General features: G+C 58.8%; 18 protein-coding genes and 1 riboswitch. Of the genes, 8 read left to right on the top strand and 10 right to left on the bottom strand.

The features are described 5' to 3' along the window. The first annotated feature begins 158 nt into the window (after positions 1-158). The 3 genes from secA to ACR0AJ_RS11920 all read left to right on the top strand — a co-directional run bounded on the left by secA (position 159) and on the right by ACR0AJ_RS11920 (position 5,482). Complete coding sequence (gene secA, locus ACR0AJ_RS11930) at positions 159-2,876, top strand: preprotein translocase subunit SecA (RefSeq protein ID WP_480740903.1); 2,718 nt, start codon at positions 159-161, stop codon at positions 2,874-2,876. 100 nt (positions 2,877-2,976) lie between these two features. Beyond that, a complete protein-coding gene (locus ACR0AJ_RS11925) occupies positions 2,977-3,900 on the top strand; it encodes a hypothetical protein (protein ID WP_480740902.1) in 924 nt (307 codons plus the stop codon). A 25-nt stretch (positions 3,901-3,925) separates the two neighbouring features. Then, on the top strand, positions 3,926-5,482 hold the full coding sequence (locus ACR0AJ_RS11920; protein WP_480740901.1) for a phosphate ABC transporter substrate-binding/OmpA family protein: 1,557 nt from the start codon (positions 3,926-3,928) through the stop codon (positions 5,480-5,482). A gap of 4 nt (positions 5,483-5,486) precedes the next feature. Here ACR0AJ_RS11920 and radC read toward each other — a convergent pair whose 3' ends face one another. From radC to dnaK, 9 genes are all read right to left on the bottom strand, one after another. Then, positions 5,487-6,242 (bottom strand): RadC family protein, encoded by a 756-nt coding sequence (gene radC / locus ACR0AJ_RS11915; protein ID WP_058283296.1) that lies wholly within the window; start codon positions 6,240-6,242, stop codon positions 5,487-5,489. 110 nt (positions 6,243-6,352) lie between these two features. Then, a complete protein-coding gene (locus ACR0AJ_RS11910; RefSeq protein WP_480740899.1) occupies positions 6,353-7,315 on the bottom strand; it encodes a HesA/MoeB/ThiF family protein in 963 nt (320 codons plus the stop codon). Continuing rightward, positions 7,312-7,908, bottom strand: coding sequence for a thiamine phosphate synthase (locus tag ACR0AJ_RS11905; RefSeq protein ID WP_480740898.1), 597 nt, complete (start codon positions 7,906-7,908; stop codon positions 7,312-7,314). Before ACR0AJ_RS11905 ends, ACR0AJ_RS11910 begins: the two co-directional genes overlap by 4 nt. Further along, positions 7,905-8,669: a thiazole synthase gene (locus tag ACR0AJ_RS11900; RefSeq protein WP_480740897.1), complete on the bottom strand. Its 765-nt coding sequence runs from the start codon at positions 8,667-8,669 to the stop codon at positions 7,905-7,907. Before ACR0AJ_RS11900 ends, ACR0AJ_RS11905 begins: the two co-directional genes overlap by 4 nt. Before the next feature lie 2 nt (positions 8,670-8,671). Beyond that, positions 8,672-8,866 (bottom strand): sulfur carrier protein ThiS, encoded by a 195-nt coding sequence (thiS, locus tag ACR0AJ_RS11895; RefSeq protein WP_170349593.1) that lies wholly within the window; start codon positions 8,864-8,866, stop codon positions 8,672-8,674. Further along, positions 8,850-9,827 (bottom strand): FAD-dependent oxidoreductase, encoded by a 978-nt coding sequence (locus tag ACR0AJ_RS11890; RefSeq protein ID WP_480662921.1) that lies wholly within the window; start codon positions 9,825-9,827, stop codon positions 8,850-8,852. The genes thiS and ACR0AJ_RS11890 overlap by 17 nt, the downstream gene beginning before the upstream one ends. Then, positions 9,824-10,627 (bottom strand): bifunctional hydroxymethylpyrimidine kinase/phosphomethylpyrimidine kinase, encoded by an 804-nt coding sequence (thiD, locus tag ACR0AJ_RS11885; protein WP_170361001.1) that lies wholly within the window; start codon positions 10,625-10,627, stop codon positions 9,824-9,826. The genes ACR0AJ_RS11890 and thiD overlap by 4 nt, the downstream gene beginning before the upstream one ends. 43 nt (positions 10,628-10,670) lie before the next feature. After that, positions 10,671-10,777: riboswitch (TPP riboswitch) on the bottom strand. 127 nt (positions 10,778-10,904) lie between these two features. Then, positions 10,905-12,059: a molecular chaperone DnaJ gene (gene dnaJ / locus ACR0AJ_RS11880; RefSeq protein ID WP_170349590.1), complete on the bottom strand. Its 1,155-nt coding sequence runs from the start codon at positions 12,057-12,059 to the stop codon at positions 10,905-10,907. 74 nt (positions 12,060-12,133) lie between these two features. Next, a complete protein-coding gene (gene dnaK, locus ACR0AJ_RS11875) occupies positions 12,134-14,041 on the bottom strand; it encodes a molecular chaperone DnaK (RefSeq protein ID WP_170349589.1) in 1,908 nt (635 codons plus the stop codon). A 212-nt stretch (positions 14,042-14,253) separates the two neighbouring features. On the opposite strand from dnaK, the gene ACR0AJ_RS11870 reads away from it, so the two are divergent. Further along, positions 14,254-14,856: an alpha-ketoglutarate-dependent dioxygenase AlkB family protein gene (locus tag ACR0AJ_RS11870; RefSeq protein ID WP_170349588.1), complete on the top strand. Its 603-nt coding sequence runs from the start codon at positions 14,254-14,256 to the stop codon at positions 14,854-14,856. Here ACR0AJ_RS11870 and ACR0AJ_RS11865 read toward each other — a convergent pair. Next, positions 14,853-15,674, bottom strand: coding sequence for an ABC transporter permease (locus ACR0AJ_RS11865; RefSeq protein ID WP_170349587.1), 822 nt, complete (start codon positions 15,672-15,674; stop codon positions 14,853-14,855). The genes ACR0AJ_RS11870 and ACR0AJ_RS11865 overlap by 4 nt on opposite strands. Positions 15,675-15,796: 122 nt before the next feature. On the opposite strand from ACR0AJ_RS11865, the gene cysQ reads away from it, so the two are divergent. From cysQ to ACR0AJ_RS11845, 4 genes are all read left to right on the top strand, one after another. Further along, positions 15,797-16,594 carry a 3'(2'),5'-bisphosphate nucleotidase CysQ gene (cysQ, locus tag ACR0AJ_RS11860; protein WP_170349586.1) on the top strand — a complete coding sequence of 266 codons (798 nt, stop codon included), beginning with the start codon at positions 15,797-15,799 and terminating at the stop codon, positions 16,592-16,594. Continuing rightward, on the top strand, positions 16,594-17,394 hold the full coding sequence (locus ACR0AJ_RS11855; protein WP_170349585.1) for a 3-deoxy-manno-octulosonate cytidylyltransferase family protein: 801 nt from the start codon (positions 16,594-16,596) through the stop codon (positions 17,392-17,394). The genes cysQ and ACR0AJ_RS11855 overlap by 1 nt, the downstream gene beginning before the upstream one ends. A 70-nt stretch (positions 17,395-17,464) precedes the next feature. Further along, a complete protein-coding gene (galE, locus tag ACR0AJ_RS11850) occupies positions 17,465-18,448 on the top strand; it encodes a UDP-glucose 4-epimerase GalE (RefSeq protein ID WP_170361011.1) in 984 nt (327 codons plus the stop codon). Positions 18,449-18,455: 7 nt separating this feature from the next. Further along, complete coding sequence (locus ACR0AJ_RS11845; protein ID WP_480740895.1) at positions 18,456-19,493, top strand: glycosyltransferase family 2 protein; 1,038 nt, start codon at positions 18,456-18,458, stop codon at positions 19,491-19,493. Positions 19,494-19,590: the final 97 nt, after the last annotated feature.

Raw genomic sequence — 19,590 nt, 5'->3', positions numbered from 1 at the left:
TGCCGCGACAGGGCGCAGCGTTGACACTCTGGGACCTGCCGCTTACATCGCTTTGAAGCCTTGGACAGGGCCGCCTTTCACCCCCCGTATCTATGGGTTGCGCGCAAGGTGGGCAAGCCTGTCGCAACCACGATAAGAACAGATCCGCTGGAGTGAACATGCTGGGACTCGGAACGCTCGCCAAAAAGGTGTTCGGAACACCGAACGACCGCAAGATTAAGGCGACCCGCCCGTTGGTCGAGAAAATCAACGCGCTGGAGCCAGAGTTCGAAAAACTGTCCGATGACGGCCTGATCGAAAAAACCGCCGAGCTGCGCAAACGCGCGCTGGATGGTGAAAGCCTGGATGACCTGCTGCCCGAAGCCTTTGCCAACGTCCGCGAAGGCGCCAAGCGCGCGCTGGGTCTGCGCGCCTTTGACGTGCAGCTGATGGGCGGCGCGTTCCTGCATCAAGGCAACATCTCGGAAATGAAGACCGGTGAGGGCAAGACTCTGGTCGCCACCTTCCCCGCCTATCTGAATGCGCTGACCGGCAAGGGCGTTCACGTGGTCACGGTGAACGAATATCTGGCCAAGCGCGACTCGGAATGGATGGGCAAGGTGTTTGCCTCCGTGGGCATGACCACCGGCGTGATCTGGTCGGGCCAACCCGACGCCGAAAAGAAAGCGGCCTATGCCTGTGACGTGACCTATGCCACCAATAATGAGCTGGGTTTCGACTATCTGCGCGACAATATGAAGGCCGAGCTGGATCAGATTTACCAGAAATACCACAATTTCGCGATTGTGGACGAGGTCGACTCGATCCTGATCGACGAAGCGCGAACACCTCTGATCATCTCTGGGCCGTCGCAGGACCGTTCGGATCTGTATACCGCCATTGATGGATTGATCCCCTCGTTGCAGGACGATCACTATACGCTGGACGAAAAGTCCCGCAACGTGACCTTCACCGATGAGGGCAACGAGTTTCTGGAACAGCAGCTGATTGCTGCGGGGCTGATCCCCGAAGGGCATTCGCTGTATGATCCCGAAAGCACAACCGTGGTGCACCACGTCAACCAAGGTCTGCGCGCGCACAAGCTGTTCACGCGCGACAAGGACTATATCGTCCGTGACGGCGATGTCGTGCTGATCGACGAATTCACCGGCCGGATGATGCCGGGCCGCCGCCTGTCCGAAGGTCTGCATCAGGCCATCGAAGCCAAAGAAGGTGTGCAGATTCAGCCGGAAAACGTGACGCTGGCCAGTGTGACTTTCCAAAACTATTTCCGCCTGTACGACAAGCTGGGCGGCATGACTGGCACCGCACTGACCGAGGCCGAAGAATTCGCTGAAATCTACGGTTTGGGCGTAGTCGAGGTTCCGACCAACAAACCGATTGCCCGTTTGGACGAAGACGATCAGGTCTATCGCACCGCCGGTGAGAAATACGGCGCGATGATCGAACAGACCAAAGAGGCGCAGGAAAAGGGCCAGCCGGTCCTCCTGGGCACCACGTCGATCGAGAAATCCGAACTGCTCAGCCAAATGCTGCAAAAGGAAGGCATTGCACACAATGTTCTGAACGCCCGCCAGCACGAGCAAGAGGCGCAGATCGTCGCCGATGCCGGCCGTCTGGGTGCGGTGACTATCGCCACCAACATGGCTGGCCGCGGCACCGATATTCAGCTGGGCGGCAATGTGGAAATGAAGGTTTTGCAGGCACTGGCCGAAAACCCCGAGGCCGACCCGGCCCAGCTGCGTGCCGCTGAAGAATCCCGCCATGCCGAGGAAAAGGAAAAGGTTCTGGCAGCCGGTGGTCTTTATGTAATGGCGTCCGAGCGTCACGAAAGCCGCCGCATCGACAACCAGCTTCGTGGCCGTTCGGGCCGTCAGGGCGATCCGGGCCGCACCGTGTTTTACCTGAGCCTCGAAGACGACCTGATGCGAATCTTTGGGTCAGAACGGCTCGATAAGGTGCTGACCACCCTGGGCATGAAAGAAGGCGAAGCCATCGTCCACCCCTGGGTGAACAAGTCACTGGAGCGGGCACAGTCCAAGGTCGAAGGCCGCAACTTTGACATGCGCAAGAACGTCCTGAAATTTGACGACGTGATGAACGACCAGCGGAAGGTAGTGTTCAGCCAACGGCGTGAGATCATGTCTTCGGACGACCTGTCCGAAATCGTCTCGGATATGCGCGAACAGGTGATCGACGATCTGATCGACGAACACATGCCGCCAAAATCCTATGCCGATCAATGGGACACTGACGGTCTGCACGAGGCGCTCAAGGATAAGCTGACCATCGACGCCCCTGTACAGGACTGGGCCGCCGAAGAAGGCGTGGATGACGAGCAGGTACGCGAACGTCTGATCAACGCCGCAGACGAGATGATGGCGCAGAAAGCGGCGGCCTTTGGTCCCGAAAACATGCGCAACATCGAAAAACAGGTGCTGTTGAACACCATCGACGGTAAATGGCGCGAGCATCTGTTGACGCTGGAACATCTGCGCTCGGTCGTTGGGTTCCGCGGCTATGCCCAGCGCGATCCGCTGAACGAATACAAGAACGAGAGCTTCCAGCTGTTCGAGTCGATGCTCGATAGCCTGCGTGAGACCGTGACTCAGCAATTGTCACGCGTGCGCCCACTGTCTGAAGAAGAGCAGCGGGAAATGCTGGCGCAGATGCAAGCACAACAGGCTCAGGCGCAGCAGCAGGTCGAACAAGCGACCGAGCGGGCCGAAGCGGTAGCCGAGGCCGAAGCCTCGGGCGATCCGCGTCCCGGCTTTGTCGAGGATGATCCAAGCACCTGGGGCAACCCGTCGCGCAATGACCGTTGCCCCTGTGGATCGGGCAAAAAATTTAAACACTGCCACGGGCGCCTGACCTGACGTCAGCGTAATTCAGACACATTGAGTCCCCCTCACGGCCACATATTGGCCGTGATTCAGAATCAATATGCGACTCGCTCCTTCAACTGGGGAGGGTGTCTTGTTTGTAATAAAGAACTACGTGACCACCGGCGGCACAGTCGTTTGCGCGCTGGCAATTGGTTACCTGATGCAAAATGGATTTCCTGCGTGGTCTGACGACGTGCAGGGCACTGAACTTGCGGCCGCTGATCAAGGCGCCGGTATTCCCGGGCTGGAGGACATTGTCTTGACCTCCTCGACCCCCGCCCAGGAAACGGTTCGCGCCATCCCTTCTGCACAACGAGTTGAGACTCCCAGCCGGTCAACCCCCTCTGATCGCTCTGATTGTAGCCTGAGCGCCCGCGCACGCGCCGTGCCCGGTGCTGCCGCGCGCCTGATCATCAAGGCCCCCTGCCACGGTAATGAACGGATCGAGGTGCATCACAGTGGACTGACCGTAACCCAGCAGACAGACGCCAATGGCACGCTGGACCTGACCATACCGGCCTTGTCGGAATACGCGATCTTCCTGATCTCGCTTGACGATCAGAAAGGGACCGTAGCCACCACTCACGTTCCCGACATCAGCCAGTATGCCCGCGTTGTATTACAATGGCAGGGCACGACCGAGCTGCAGATCCACGCGCTGGAATTTGGGGCCAGCTATGGGGATGCAGGTCATGTTTCGGCGCAGTCTGACTCGCAAGGCGCAGGCAGTGTCGTTCAGCTGACGCAACCGACCTTCAGCGATGCGCGCAACCTCGAGATCTATTCCTTTCCCGCCGCGCAATCGGATCAATCGGGCTCGATCGAATTGACGGTCGAGGCTGAGGTGACATCAGAAAATTGCGGCACGGACCTGCACGTCCAGTCGCTGGAGATGCGCGAAGACCGGAAACTGCGGCCGCGCGAATTAACGCTGAACTTTCCAAACTGCTCCAAAACAGGTGAGTTTCTGGTGTTGAATAATCTGTTCCAAAACCTGACAATCGCGGCAAACTAAAACCGCAGGCAGGCTCGAACTTCCTATGACATTTCTTCGTGTGGCGGCGGTCGCACTGTTTTCGGCAACACTTTCCTCAGCCGTTCAGGCGCAGGATATCACGCTCACCTCTCATGACGGCAAGGTCGAGGTGACAGGCACCCTGCTTGGCTTTGACGGAGAGTTCTACCGCGTCGACACTCAATTTGGTGAGCTGACGGTGGATGGCTCGGGCGTGACCTGCGATGGCCCTGCCTGCCCCAATCTGACCGATTTCGTGGGCGAACTGAGGTTTTCAGGCTCTTCCGTCATGGCCGAGAAGGTGTTGCCTGCCCTGTTGATGGGCTTTGCCGAACAGGAAGGGCTGTCAGTCACGTCCCGCCAATCCGCTCCGGACAGTTTGATATACGAGCTTCATCAGGATGGGCGCGACGCGCCGCTGGGCCGATTCTATTTCGATATCGGCAATACCGGTCAGGGCTTTGCCGATCTGATCGCGGATCAAGCCGACATTGTCATGGCTTTGCGCGAAATCCGCCCGTCAGAGCAAGAGGCTGCCGAGGCCGCTGGTTTGGGCGACTTGAACCACGCACGCCGGTCGCGGGTTATTGCGTTGGATGCGTTGGTGCCCATCGTGGCGCCGGACAATCCCGTGCCCCAAATCTCTCCTGCGGATCTTGCCTTGGTGTTTTCTGGCTCGATTGACAATTGGTCCGCCTTGGGTGGACCCGACGCACCAATTGCGCTGCACCTGCCCGACGCCGGATCAGGTCTGGCACAAGGGGTCGAGGATCAACTGCTTTCACCCGCCAGTGTCGTTCTGTCTGATGCCGTTATAAGGCATGAGCGCAGCAGCGATCTGGTTCAAAAGGTCACCAAGGACCCTTTTGCCATCGGCATCGCTAGCCAGGCCGAGGTTGACGCGGCCCGCGCACTGCCCCTGACCGGTGGATGTGGTCACGTGTTGATGGCCACCCGGCAGACGATCAAGACCGAGGACTACCCGCTGACCTCACCCATGTTCCTGTACCTCCCCAAGCGCCGCCTGCCCCGTATCGCCCGGCAGTTTCTGGCTTATACCCAAGGCGACGCAGCCCAAAAGGCGATCCGCAATGCGGGTTTTGTCGATCAGGAACCCGAGATGATGCGGATCGGATTGCAGGGGGATCGTCTGGCCAATGCGGTGGCCTCGGGTGGCCCCGAGGTTGGGTTGGAGGAATTGCAGCGTATGGTCGATACCCTCAGACCCATGTCCCGGCTGTCGCTATCGGTCAGGTTCGAGGCAGGCTCGTCCCGCCCCGACGCACAATCACGGTCGAACATCCAGCATTTGGCCCAACAGCTTGAGGCCGGGACGCTGAATGCGCGCAAGCTGGTGTTCGTTGGTTTCAGCGACGGCGACGGAGCCGCGACTGCAAATAAGCGGATCGCCTTGCTGCGCGCCAAAACCGTGCGCAATGCGGTGTTGGCGGCGGTGGAAACTGCCATTCCCGATAGTGTTGAATTGCAAGTCGATGCGTTTGGTGAGGCGATGCCGATGGCTTGCGACGACACCGAATGGGGCCGAAAGATCAACCGCCGGGTCGAGATCTGGGTTCAGTAACTCGCTACAGATATCCCTGCGACCGAAAGCTCAGCTCATTCGATTTGCCGATGATCAGATGATCATGCAGCGTCAGCCCCAGGGCCAGACATGCGTCCTGTATCCGGTTGGTCATGTCGATATCTGATTGCGACGGGGTCGGATCGCCCGAAGGGTGATTGTGTACCAGGATCAAGGCTGACGCATTCAATTCCAACGCCCGTTTCGCAACCTCGCGCGGATAGACGGGTACGTGATCGACGGTGCCCTTGGCCTGTTCCTCATCCGCGATTAACACGTTCTTGCGATCCAGATAGAACACCCGGAACTGCTCCGTCTCGCGATGGGCCATCGTGGTGTGACAATAGTCCAGCAGTGCATCCCAACCTGAAATCACGTGCCGCTGCATCACCCGCGCGCGGGCCATGCGATGGGCGCAGGCCTCAAGTATCTTCAGATCGGTGATCACCGTGTCACCAACGCCCTTGATCTGACGCAGCCGTTCCTCGGGCGCGGTCAGAACCCGGTTGAAATCCCCAAACGTGTCCATCAGCGCCCGTGCCAGCGGCTTTACATCCTGCCGCGGGATTGAACGGAACAGCACCAGTTCCAACAGTTCATAATCCGGCATCGCCGCCGATCCGCCTGACATGAACCGTTCCCGCAGGCGTTTCCGGTGGTCTTTGATGTAGGACGGTAACCGACCCGAGGGCAGGGGCGCCACCGGGGCTTCGTCACTTTCAAACAGCATCGGGGCTTCGGCAAAGGCGTCCTGAGTCATGCGTTCAGATTTGCGCAGAAACGGTTTCCGAAAGGTTAACGCGTCCAAACGACCTTAGACCCCTTTGGTCGATACTCACCGGTTTCCACCTACCTCGTGTATCAATTCACTCATGTAGTTGAGGCTGCAACCAGGACAATCTCACCGGACCAATCCGATTGAATTTGCTCAGCCGCCCGCCATGCGCGCAATCCGCTAGAGCAACAAAGCGCAAGTCGTCGTCCTTTGTTAGGCTCTGTTTTCAGGGATTCAACAATGTCCCGACGTGCCCTACTGTGAAGAGGCTCGGGGGCCTCGTCCCGGGTGCGCAGTTCAATGATCACATCATCTTCGCTCAATTGGCTGGCGGAAAGAAATCGAAAGTAGTGCGCCGGTTCCGGTGCGCCGTCAAATCTGAATGTGCTGTTGCGCAGCGTGCGGGCGTCAAACTGTACCAACTGTCCCAAAGGCGAGGGGTCCAGGCCAAGGATCACGCCCAGCGCCATTTGCGCCTGCAAGGCACCTATCACCCCAACGACAGGGCCCAGCACGCCGGCCGTTGCACAGCTCGCGCCGCTATCCGGTGCATCCGGAAACACCGCACGCAAGGACGGCGCGCCAGCACAAAACCCACCGACATAGCCTGTCAGCCCCAATACGGATGCGCTGATCAGCGGCTTGCCCTGCAACAAACAGGTATCCGACAGGATATAGCTGGCCGCATAACTGTCCGCGCAGTCCAGAACAATGTCAGAGCCGCGGACAAAATTTAACACATTCTGGTTTGTTAGAGCCTGATTCTTGGCCATTACGGTGATGTCACCATTCAGCGCCCGGCAGCGTTCTGCGGCGACTTTGGCCTTGGCGCGCCCACAGTCGGATTCAGCGAACAATGTCTGCCGATGCAGGTTCGATTGCGCGATCTGATCCCGGTCCAGGATGGTTATATGCCCAACCCCGGCCCCGGCCAACAAGGGTAAGACCGGGGAGGCTAATCCGCCCGCGCCCACCACCAGAACCCGCGCTGCTGACAGGCGGGTCTGGCCTGCCGATCCAACCTCGGGCAGGATCATCTGGCGGGCATAGCGGCTCATCTCGTGACCTCGATCCATTCGCGAACGCGGGTTTCTGGATCGGAATTCAGCGTGACGTCCGTGACGACCGAGACGATGTCGGCCCCCGCCTGCAATACGCCCGGCGCCCGCTCAACGCTCATGCCGCCAATCGCGACCAGAGGGATATCCCCCACCCGTGCCTTCCATTCGGTGACGCGTGGCAGGCCCTGCTGTTCCCATTTCATTTTTTTCAGGATCGTCGGATAGACCGGGCCCAAAGCCACATAGTCCGGGTCCATGGTCAGGACTCGCTCTAATTCATCATCATCGTGGGTGGAGACACCCAGTTTCAGCCCCGCCTTGCGGATGGCTTTCAGATCAGCCACGTCCAGATCCTCTTGCCCGAGATGAATCCACTCACAACCAGCGTCGATAGCCGCCTGCCAATGATCATTGACCACCAGCACGGTGCCGTGGGCACGGCATAGTTCCAACGATTGGGCGATCTGCTCCCGTATGACCACATCAAGCTGATCCTTAATCCGCAGTTGCACCAGCTTCACACCCAGGGGCAGCATCCGGCGCAACCAATCAGAGTGGTCGAAGATCGGATAAAATCGGCCTAACATCATGATAAGAAGGCCTTTCCGATTACCGGAGTTGACGGTTCGGCCATATCGCGCGCCTCGATCGGGTCGGCTTGATGCGCCAGTTGCCCGGCCTCAATCGCCAGTATCATCGCGCGGGCCATGGCCACAGGGTTTCCAGCACGAGCGACAGCGGTATTCAGCAGAACGGCGTCATAACCAAACTCCATCGCCTGCGAAGCGTGACTGGGCAGGCCGATCCCGGCATCCACAACCAATGGAACATTGGGGAACTCGGCCCGCATCGCGCGTAGAGCATATTCATTGTTCAGCCCGCGCCCCGACCCGATGGGTGCACCCCAAGGCATCAGCACCTCGCACCCGGCGGCCAGCAGACGCTCACCCACGATCAGGTCGTCGGTGGTGTAGGGGAAAACCTGAAACCCGTCCTCGGTCAGTATGCGCGCGGCCTCGACCAGTTGAAACACATCTGGCTGCAAACTGTCAGTGTGGCCGATCAATTCCAGCTTGATCCAATTAGTGTCAAACACCTCACGCGCCATATGGGCGGTGGTTACGGCTTCTTTGACCGTGTGGCAACCAGCGGTGTTTGGCAGGATCAGCACGCCCAGCTCGCGGATCATCTGCCAGAAGGTCTGCCCAGCCCCGGATTCACGGCGCAAGGAAACTGTGGCAACACCCGCGCCGCTCTCGCGAAACGCCTGTTCCAGAATGGCGGGGCTGGGGTACTGCGCCGTGCCCAGCATCAATGAGTTGGGAAGTTGGGTCCCATAAAAGCTTTTCATCCTCAGCCTCCCTGCATCGGCGCGACGACTTCAACCCGGTCGCCATCGGTCAACTTTTGAGCAATGCGCAGACCCGAGGGCACAAAGTCTTCGTTTACAGCTGTCGCCACCCGTCCAGAGAACCCGCATTCGACCAACAGGTCCGAGAGGATTTCGGCGCGCACCTCGCGCGATTCACCATTAAGCACGATCTTCATCGACCATCTCCGAATGTTCGTTGTCCAACGCCAGATCGGCCACTCCCTGCGCCAGCGCTGGGGCCAGCAGATAGCCATGGCGGTACAGTCCGTTGGCATAAATCGTATGCCCCAGCCGCCGGATGCGGGGCAGGTTGTCGGGAAAAGCCGGGCGCAGATCGACACCGATCTCAAGCACCTCGGCCTCGCCAAAGGCGGGGTTCAGCGCATAGGCGGCACTGAGCAGTTCCAGCATGGATCGGGCCGTGATACGGCTGCTGTCTTCGCTTTCGATCATCGTTGCGCCCAGCATGTAGACACCATCCCCACGCGGCACGATGTACAGCGGCATCCTTGGATGCAGTAGACGTACAGGTCGCGTCAGGGTCACGTCCGGGCAGCGGATCACCAACATCTCTCCCTTGACGCCGCGCAGGTCGTGCAAAACCTCACGCGCGTGCAGACCGCGGCAATCGATTACATTCTCCAGCTGGGTCGGGGCCAGTTTCCGGTGGAAGACTACCCCTTGGTCCAGCAATTGGCGGTGCAGATCCCGCAGCGCCTGTCGTGGGTTCAGATGAGCCTCATCCGTGAAATGCAGACCGTTGGTGAAACTGGTTAAATCAGGCTCTAAATTGGCAACTTCAGCCGGACTAATCTCGGTATACCCCCCGGTCCGACGGGCGAACCGACGCAAATCCGGCAGATCACGCGGGTTGGCAACAACCAGCGTGCCACGTTGTTCCACCCGAGTACGCGTAGACCACCACTCGAACGCAGCCTTTCCCAACCGCAACACCGGTTCTTCGGCGTTTTCAAACTCGCACCATGGGGCCAGCATACCGCCAGCCCACCAAGAACACCCATGCGGGCCAGGTGGACCACTGGGATCAAAGATCTGAACCTTGGCCCCGCGCGACACTAGCTCGCTGGCTGCTGCCAGCCCGGCCACACCGGCCCCTATGACCGACCAGACCGTCACGCGGGCCAGACCCGATGGAAATGATGAACCGGGCCATGCCCCTGTCCGACCATCAGACCGTCAGCTTTAGCAATGGCCCCTTGCAGATACTCATGCGCCTGCGCGACCGCATCGGTCAGGCCCAGCCCTCGCGCCAGCCCGGCTGCTATCGAAGACGACAGGGTGCAACCGGTGCCATGCGTGTTGCGCGTATCGCACCGGGGGGCGGTGAATTCTGCCACAACTCCCGAAGGATCAAGCAAGACGTCGTGGCAAACGTCGCCGCGCCCATGTCCGCCTTTCATCAATACCGACCGCGCCCCCAGCCCGCACAGCGCCATCCCCTGCGCGATCATCTGATCGGGGGATTCGGCGTCCGAGGTGCCCAGCAAACAAGCGGCCTCGGGTAAGTTCGGGGTAAGCATGGTCGCTTGGGGCACAAGAACATCACGCAGGGTGCGAACCGCATCCTGTGCCAGCAAGGCATCGCCAGATTTGGAGATCATCACCGGGTCCAAAACGACGGGGCCATCAAACCCAGCGATGGCCCCGGCAACGGTTTGAATAATTTCAGGGGTCGCAAGCATGCCGATCTTGATCGCGCTCACATCCAGGTCGGTCAGCACCGCCTCGATCTGAGCGGCCACTACGTTGAGCGGTATGCCATGCACTGCGGTCACAGCCCGCGTGTTCTGCGCCGTGACCGCCGTGATCACGCTGGCCCCATACACGCCCAACGCAGACATAGCCTTGAGATCCGCCTGAATCCCGGCCCCACCGCCACTGTCCGAGCCCGCAATTGTCAGGGCAATATGCGCCATATCGTTGCTCCATCATCAGGGGGCAACGCAGCATGGAAAACGTCTGTGTGTGTAGACCGTTCCCTACGCCGGTATTGCCCGGATCAGGTTCGATGGGTTAGCGCATTCACGCCTCTCAGCCCCTTGATCAGGGCACCCCAACGGTTGGCGCGACAATCTCAGGGGATGCGAAGGGATTCAAGGGCCAATTTTCGCGAAGTTCGTGGACAAACTGGACCTATAAACGAAAAAAGCCGACCCAAGGGGATCGGCCTTTTAGCAACTTGGTGGAGTGATCTTAGCCCTTCATCCCATCCCAAAAGGATTTGACGGATGAGAAAAAGCTTTTTGATTCCGGGTGGTTATCCTCACCCAAATCGTCGAACTCTTTCAGCAGTTCTTTTTGGCGACTGGTCAGGTTGACCGGCGTTTCCACCGCCAGTTCGATGAACATGTCACCCACACCGCCGCCACGCAGGGCGGGCATGCCTTTGCCGCGCAGGCGCATCTGACGGCCCGATTGGCTGCCTGCTGGTATTTGCACGCGGCCGCGGCCACCATCGATGGTTGGCACTTCGATCGAACCGCCCAGCGCGGCCTTGGCCATGCTGACAGGGACGCGGCAATACAGGTTCACGCTGTCGCGTTCGAACAGCTTGTGATCCGACACTTCGACAAAGATATACAGATCACCCGGAGGGCCACCGCGCATCCCAGCTTCACCCTCACCCGCCAGGCGGATGCGGGTTCCGGTCTCGACACCGGCGGGGATGTTGACGGACAGCGCACGCTCTTTTTCCACGCGGCCTGCACCGCCACAGGCTTTACAGGGGTTCTTGATGATCTGACCCAGACCCGAACAGGTCGGGCAGGATCGTTCGACGGTAAAGAAACCCTGCTGTGCACGCACCTTGCCCATGCCCGAACAGGTTGGACAGGTGGTTGGCTCCACTCCGCCTTCTGCACCCGATCCGTCACAGGCCGAACAGGCCACGGCAGCAGGAACACTGATGGTTTTCTGCAGGCCCGCGAACGCCTCTTCCAGCGTCACGCGCAGGTTATAGCGCAGGTCCGATCCGCGCGCCGCACGGCGCCCGCCACCGGGGCCGCCACGCTGACCGCCCATGAAATCGCCGAACAGATCGTCGAACACGTCTGAGAATGCGCTGGAGAAATCACCCTGACCAAAGCCGCCGCCCGGACGACCACCACCGCCGCCCATACCGTTTTCAAAGGCGGCATGGCCGAAACGGTCATATGCGGCCTTTTTGTCGGCGTCGCGCAGAACATCATAAGCCTCGTTGGCTTCTTTGAACTGCGACTCGGCATCCGGGTTGTCTTTGTTGCGATCGGGATGCAACTCTTTGGCTTTCTTGCGAAAACCCTTTTTGATTTCATCCGCTGATGCGCCCTTTGATACGCCGAGCACATCGTAGTAGTCGCGTTTTGACATCAGTATTTCCTTCAGCCTCAACGTATTTGGGCCGGCCCGGCAACCGGACCGGCCCACATTGGCCCGGTTACCCGTTAGTTACGCTTGTCGTCGTCCAGATCTTCGAACTCGGCGTCAACAATGTCGTCCTCACCCGGCGCAGCATCTGCCGCCGCAGGTTCATCCTCACCTTCTTCGGCTTGCGCCTTGTAGATGGCTTCGCCCAGCTTCATGGCCGCTTCGGTGACGTTCTGGATGCCCGACTTGATCTTGTCGGCATTCTCGGTCTCCAGCTCGTCCTTCAGCGCGGCAATTGCCAGCTCGATGGCTTCGATGGTGGTCGGGTCGACTTTGTCGGCATGCTCTTCCATCGACTTTTCGGTCGAGTGGATGAGGCTTTCCGCCTGGTTCTTGGCGTCTACCAGCTCGCGGCGTTCCTTGTCGGCTTCCGCGTTCTCTTCGGCGTCCTTGACCATCTTGTCGATGTCTTCATCCGACAGACCGCCCGAGGCCTGGATGGTGATCTTCTGCTCTTTGCCAGTGCCTTTGTCCTTGGCCGAAACCGAGACAATGCCGTTGGCGTCGATATCAAAAGTCACCTCGATCTGAGGCATGCCGCGCGGTGCAGGCGGGATATCTTCGAGGTTGAACTGACCCAGGATCTTGTTGTCCGCAGCCATTTCACGCTCACCCTGGAACACGCGGATGGTTACGGCGTTCTGGTTGTCCTCGGCGGTCGAGAAGACCTGAGACTTTTTGGTCGGGATCGTGGTGTTGCGGTCGATCAGACGGGTGAACACCCCACCCAGCGTCTCAATCCCCAGCGACAGCGGGGTCACGTCCAGCAGAACTACGTCTTTGACGTCGCCCTGCAGAACACCGGCCTGAATGGCGGCGCCCATGGCAACCACTTCGTCCGGGTTCACACCCTTGTGCGGCTCTTTCCCGAAGAACTTGGTGACCTCTTCGATCACTTTCGGCATCCGGGTCATACCACCGACCAGAACAACCTCGTCAATGTCGCCAGCCGACAGACCAGCGTCTTTCAGTGCGGCCTGGCAGGGCTTCATCGACTTTTTGATCAGGTCCGAAACCAACGATTCCAGCTTGGCACGGGTCAGTTTCATGACCATGTGCAGCGGCTGACCGTTCGAACCCATCGAGATGAACGGCTGGTTGATTTCGGTTTGCGAAGTCGAAGACAGCTCAATCTTGGCTTTCTCAGCAGCTTCTTTCAGACGCTGCAGCGCCATCTTGTCTTGCGACAGGTCGACACCGTGTTCCTTTTTGAACTCATCCGCCAGGTAGTTGACGATGCGCATGTCAAAGTCTTCACCACCTAGGAAGGTGTCACCGTTGGTCGATTTGACCTCGAACAGGCCGTCGTCGATTTCCAGAATGGTCACGTCGAAAGTACCGCCACCAAGGTCATAGACCGCGATGGTTTGAGTTTCTTCTTTGTCCAGACCATAGGCCAGCGCAGCCGCTGTCGGTTCGTTGATGATCCGCAGCACTTCCAGACCGGCGATTTTACCGGCGTCTTTGGTGGCCTGACGCTGTGCGTCGTTGAAATATGCAGGAACGGTGATCACGGCTTGCGTGACTTCCTCACCCAGATAGCTCTCGGCGGTTTCCTTCATCTTGCCCAGAGTGAAGGCCGAGATCTGGCTTGGGGAGTACTTTTCACCGCGGGCTTCCACCCACGCGTCGCCATTGCCGCCATCGACGATGGCGTACGGCACCATTTTCTTGTCTTTTTCGACTTCTGCATCATCCACACGACGACCGATCAGACGCTTAACACCAAAGATCGTGTTGTCGGGGTTGGTGACCGCCTGGCGTTTTGCAGGCTGACCGACCAGTCGCTCATCTTCGGTGAAGGCGACGATCGAGGGCGTGGTCCGCGCCCCTTCGGCGTTTTCGATGACCTTCGGCTGCGAGCCGTCCATGATGGCCACACACGAGTTGGTGGTTCCGAGGTCAATCCCGATTACTTTTCCCATATGTTCAATCCCTTTCTCTTCAAGGCGATGTCCCGAGGTCCGAACCCGTTATGGCACCCGGCCCCGATCTGATGTGCGCAACAGCCCTACACCATCGCGCGTCCCGGCGTATATAAGGGCGGGATCAGAGGCCTGCAAGCGTTGTAAAACGCAGGTTTTCGGGAATCTGTGGCCTTTTTGGCAAGGTTTTGGCAAGGATCGGGGATTCTCGGATGGCGCGGCTGCTTTTACGCGGTTTTGATATCAGGAAAGCCTGGCTGGACGGGCCCGCGCAGGAGCGGCTGATCGACAGCCTGCGGCCGATTCTGAAATCCGCCCCTTTGTTCCGGCCGGTCACGCCATCGGGTAAGGAAATGTCCGTGCGTATGACGTCGGCCGGGTCACTGGGCTGGGTCACCGACAAGACGGGTTACCGATATCAGGCGCAACACCCCAAAGGCGCGGTTTGGCCCGCGATCCCGGAGCAGATTCTTGGTATCTGGCGCGACCTTGCCAGTGCGGACCGTGATCCTGATTGCTGTTTGATCAACTACTACGGCGAAGGGGCCCGGATGGGATTGCATCAGGACAAGGACGAGGCCGATTTTTCCTGGCCGGTCCTGTCGATCTCACTGGGGGATGATGCCCTGTTCCGCATCGGCAACCAGACACGGGGCGGCAAGACCGAATCCATCTGGTTGAACTCGGGTGATGTGGTGATCATGGGCGGGCCCGCCCGGCTGACCTATCACGGCGTCGACCGCATCCGGTTCGGATCATCAAAACTGTTGCCCAAGGGTGGTCGGATCAACCTGACGCTGCGTGTGGCAGGTTAGCGGCGCGCCTCCCAGCTTTGGGACACATGCTGACGAGAGAAGAAAATTCCCAACAAGCCGATCAGCAGCAGGATCAGCCCCACCCAAAGCGCGTATTCCCAGCTGGTATTGCGAGGAAAATAATTGCGGAAAAGAAAACCGCGGCACTGATCGATGACGTGAAACAGGGGGTTCCAGGTGAACATGGCCAACGTGGCACCGCCCAGCGCATTCGCCACGAACATTTTACCCGAAAAGATCATGTTCAAGCGCCGGTAGATATTGGTCAGGACTGTCACAAAAGTGGGAAACCACGGTCGCAGAGCCATGAAGACGACGCCAATTGCGCAGCCAACAAACCAGCTCAGGATCAACATGCCAAAAGCGCCGCCCGGTTCCTGAATTTCAATTGGCGCGACTGCTACACTGTAAATAAAGAGGATCACGATGATTGTCACAATCTGCGTGTAAAGCGCCCCAAAAGCGGTGGCCAACAGGACGACAACCATGTTCATCGGCGAATGCAGCATCATCGGGTTGTTGCCGGTCCCGACCCCCGCTACCGCGCTGACGGACTTGATATGGGTGATGAACAGAAATACGCCCGACAGCAGAAACAGGACAAATTCGCCCCGGATTCTTGCAATACGTGGTCCCAGGAAAGACAGGATCGTATACAACACCAAAACCAGGGCGAGAACCTGCAAGATGTTGATGATTATGGCCACGACCGCGTTGTGATGCTGGGACCGTATGCTGCGAACAACGGCGTGGAAAATCAGCTCGGCCGTTGTGAACGCGCCGCCCAGTAAGGACTGGTTTCGCTTGAAATAATACACCCGAAGCGTCTTTCCCGTTTTTTCGCCTGCAATCTGTCACGAAATTCTTGCCGTTCCGTAACCGGCACATCATAAGGCCGTCAGGCTATTCGATCAACAAATCACAGGAACGGAGCTTTTTTGTGACCTACGACGCCCTCATTCCCGTCATTCGACGGCTGGCCCTGGAAGCCGGTGACAAGATCATGGAGATCTACAATTCGGATGATTTCGACGTAAAGGTCAAATCCGATTCCAGCCCGGTGACCGAAGCAGACGAAGCTGCCGATGCCTTGATTTCGGCCGGTCTGCGCGATGCCTTCCCGGATATTCTGCTGGTGACCGAGGAACAGTCCGCCTCGCATTCAGAAAAGGGTGACAGATTCCTGATTGTCGATCCTTTGGACGGCACCAAAGAATTCATCAACCGGCGCGGCGATTTCACGGTGAATATTGCGTTGGTCGAAAACGGCGTTCCAACCCGTGGCGTGGTTTATGCGCCTGCAAAGGGTCGCATGTTTTATACACAGGCCGATGGTCAGTCGGTTGAAGAGACCGGAGCATTGGACAAAGCCCAGGCTGGGGAGGTGACTTCCATATCTGTGTCTAATCCGGAAAATTCAGCACTTCTAATCGTTGCGTCGAAATCGCACCGCGATCAGGCCACCGAGGATTACATCAACAAATATCAGGTGAAGGACAGCAAGAGCGCGGGCTCATCCCTGAAATTCTGTCTAGTGGCCACGGGCGAGGCAGATCTTTACCCCCGCGTTGGCCGCACGATGGAATGGGACACAGCTGCGGGCCATGCCGTGCTGGCCGGTGCGGGCGGCAACGTGGTGCGCTTTGATGATCATTCACCGCTGACCTATGGCAAGGACGGCTATGCAAACCCGTTCTTTATCGCCTACGCTCCGGGTGTTGACCTGAAGGAGGCCTGATGTCCGTTCTGATCGCCATTCCCGCCCGCTATGCCTCGACCCGCTATCCGGGCAAACCGCTGGTTCCGCTGACCGGCGCCAATGGCACCGCGATGACGTTGATCGAGCGGTCCTGGCGCGCTGCCTGTTCGGTGTCGGGCGTCGACAAGGTGGTCGTTGCCACCGATGACGACCGCATCCGCGAAGTGGCCGAAGGGTTCGGGGCCGAGGTGGTGATGACCTCGGAAAGCTGTGGCAATGGCACCGAACGCTGCGCTGAGACCCATGCCAACCTTGGCGCTGGCTATGACATCGTGGTGAACCTGCAAGGCGACGCGCCGCTGACACCGCATTGGTTTGTCGAAGACCTAGTCGCTGGCCTGCGCGCCGCGCCCGGGGCGGGCGTGGCCACACCCGTGCTGCGCTGCGATGGTGACGCGCTGAACAGTCTGCTGAACGACCGCAAGCACGGGCGCGTTGGCGGCACCACCGCCGTCTTCGCCGCGGATCACAGCGCCATGTATTTCTCAAAAGAAGTCGTCCCGTTCACCGCCGAGACCTACGCAGGCGAAGAAGAGACCCCGGTTTTCCACCATGTCGGCGTCTACGCCTATCGCCCCGATGCTTTGGCCGCCTATTCCACCTGGCCGGTGGGCCCGCTGGAACAGCTGGAAGGGCTTGAGCAACTGCGCTTTATGGAGAATGGCCGCAAAGTTCTGTGCGTCGAGGTTGAGGCCAAAGGCCGCCAGTTCTGGGAGCTGAACAACCCGCAGGACGTTCCCAAGCTTGAGGAAATGATGGCCGCGATGGGGTTGGATTGAGCCATTTTCCCCCTGACCTGGACACACCTGTTGGCATAGCAGGGCACAAACTTCTTTGTCTGGAAGACAGATGACCAATATTCTTGTAACCGGCGGGGCTGGATATATCGGATCGCATGCCTGCAAAGCGCTGGCGCAGGCGGGCTATACACCCGTGACTTATGACAACCTGATCACCGGCTGGCAGGACGCGGTGAAATTCGGACCGTTCGAACAGGGCGATCTGCTGGATCGCGCTCGGTTGGATGAGGTCTTCGCCAAATACCAGCCCGCCGCCGTAATGCACTTCGCCGCCCTCAGTCAGGTGGGCGAGGCGATGTCCCAGCCAGGCAGATATTGGACCAACAATGTCACAGGGTCACTGAACCTGATCGAGGCAGCCGTGGCAGCCGGTTGCCTGAACTTTGTGTTCTCCTCGACCTGCGCCACCTATGGTGAGCATGACAATGTGGTGCTGGATGAAGACACACCGCAACTGCCGCTGAACGCTTATGGTGCCTCAAAGCGGGCCATCGAAGATATCCTGCATGATTTCGAGGCTGCATATGGCCTGAATCACGTGATCTTCCGCTATTTCAACGTGGCCGGTGCCGACCCCGAGGGTGAAGTGGGGGAATTCCACCGTCCCGAAACTCATCTGGTGCCGCTGATGCTGGACGCCATTGACGGCAAGCGCGACGGGCTGACCGTATTCGGCACCGATTACGACACGCCCGACGGTACCTGCATCCGCGACTATGTGCATGTCTGTGATCTGGTCGATGCTCATGTTTTGGGGTTGAACTGGCTGGAACAGGGCAAGGGTAGTCGGGTTTTCAACCTTGGCACCGGATCGGGCTTTTCGGTGATGGAGGTGATCGGCCATTCCAAAGCCGTCACTAACCGCGAGGTGCCCTATTCCATCGGCCCCCGCCGCGCTGGCGATTGCACCAAGCTTGTTTCAGGCTCGGTCCGCGCCGGGCAAGAGCTTGGTTGGACCCCAAAAAGATCAACGTTAGAGACTATGATCAGTGATGCCTGGCGCTGGCATCAGAACGGCAATTACGAAAAGTGAGCCATAGGTGACAGATCATGTAGCCGATAATCTTCCACCCATTGGATGGGTGCAGAAGTACCGGTTGCGTCTGAAACGACGGCGGTTGCTTTGGCGATCCTTTCGCAGCCGCCATCAGCTAGCCAGCCTCAAGGATCAGACCGCGCAAATCAGACCCGGCGCGGTACTGGCCTTCACCACGTTGCGCAATGAAATCAATCGCCTTCCGTGGTTCTTCCGCCACTATCGCAGGCTTGGGGTGGATCGCTTTCTGGTCGTGGATAACGGCAGCGATGACGGCTCGGTAGAATTTCTGCGCGATCAGCCCGATGTGTCGCTGTGGCAGACCCTTAACAGCTATCGCGACGCGCGATACGGTTTGGATTGGCTGACATGGCTGCAAATGCGCTATGGCCACGGACACTGGACCTTGATGGTGGACGCGGATGAGCTGCTGATCTACCCCAACCACGACAGCAAATCCCTGCATGACCTAACAGGCACCTTGGACCAACAAGGCCACATCGCCTTTGGCGCGCTGCTGCTGGATCTCTACCCCAAGGGGCCACTGGGCGCGCAGCCCTATGACCCCGAAATGGACCCGACCAAAACCCTTAGCTGGTTCGATCCCGGCCCCTACCGGGCGCAGCGCCAAGGCTCATTGGGCAACCTGTGGGTGCAGGGTGGCGCGCGAGAAAGGATGTTTTTTGCCGACAGGCCGCGGCATTCGCCCACGTTGAACAAAATCCCGCTGGTGCGCTGGTCACGGCGCTATGCCTATGTGAACTCGTGCCACTCGGCCCTGCCCCGGCATCTGAACGCGGTCTATGACGGCCCCGGCGGCAAGACGCCTTCGGGCGTGTTGCTGCACACCAAATTTCTTCCCGAGGTGGTGGACAAGTCATCGACCGAAAAAACCCGACGGCAGCATTTTCATGATCCCGACCTATTTGGGTCATATTATGATGCAATTGGAAACCGCCCCGACATGTGGACGCCTCAGTCCGTGCGTCTTGAGGGCTGGGCCCAGTTACAACAATTGGGTCTGATGGGGAAAGTTTGCTGAAAAGCAGCATATGTGACTAACGGTTTTTAAATTCGTTGCCTTGAAAGATACATCAATGGCATAAAACGGCACTTGCCCGGCACCACTCTGGATCGTC

Source organism: Ruegeria sp. CJ9, assembly GCF_056536625.1.
Note: the sequence above shows the minus strand (reverse complement) of the source record. Positions and strands in the feature narration are given on the sequence as shown.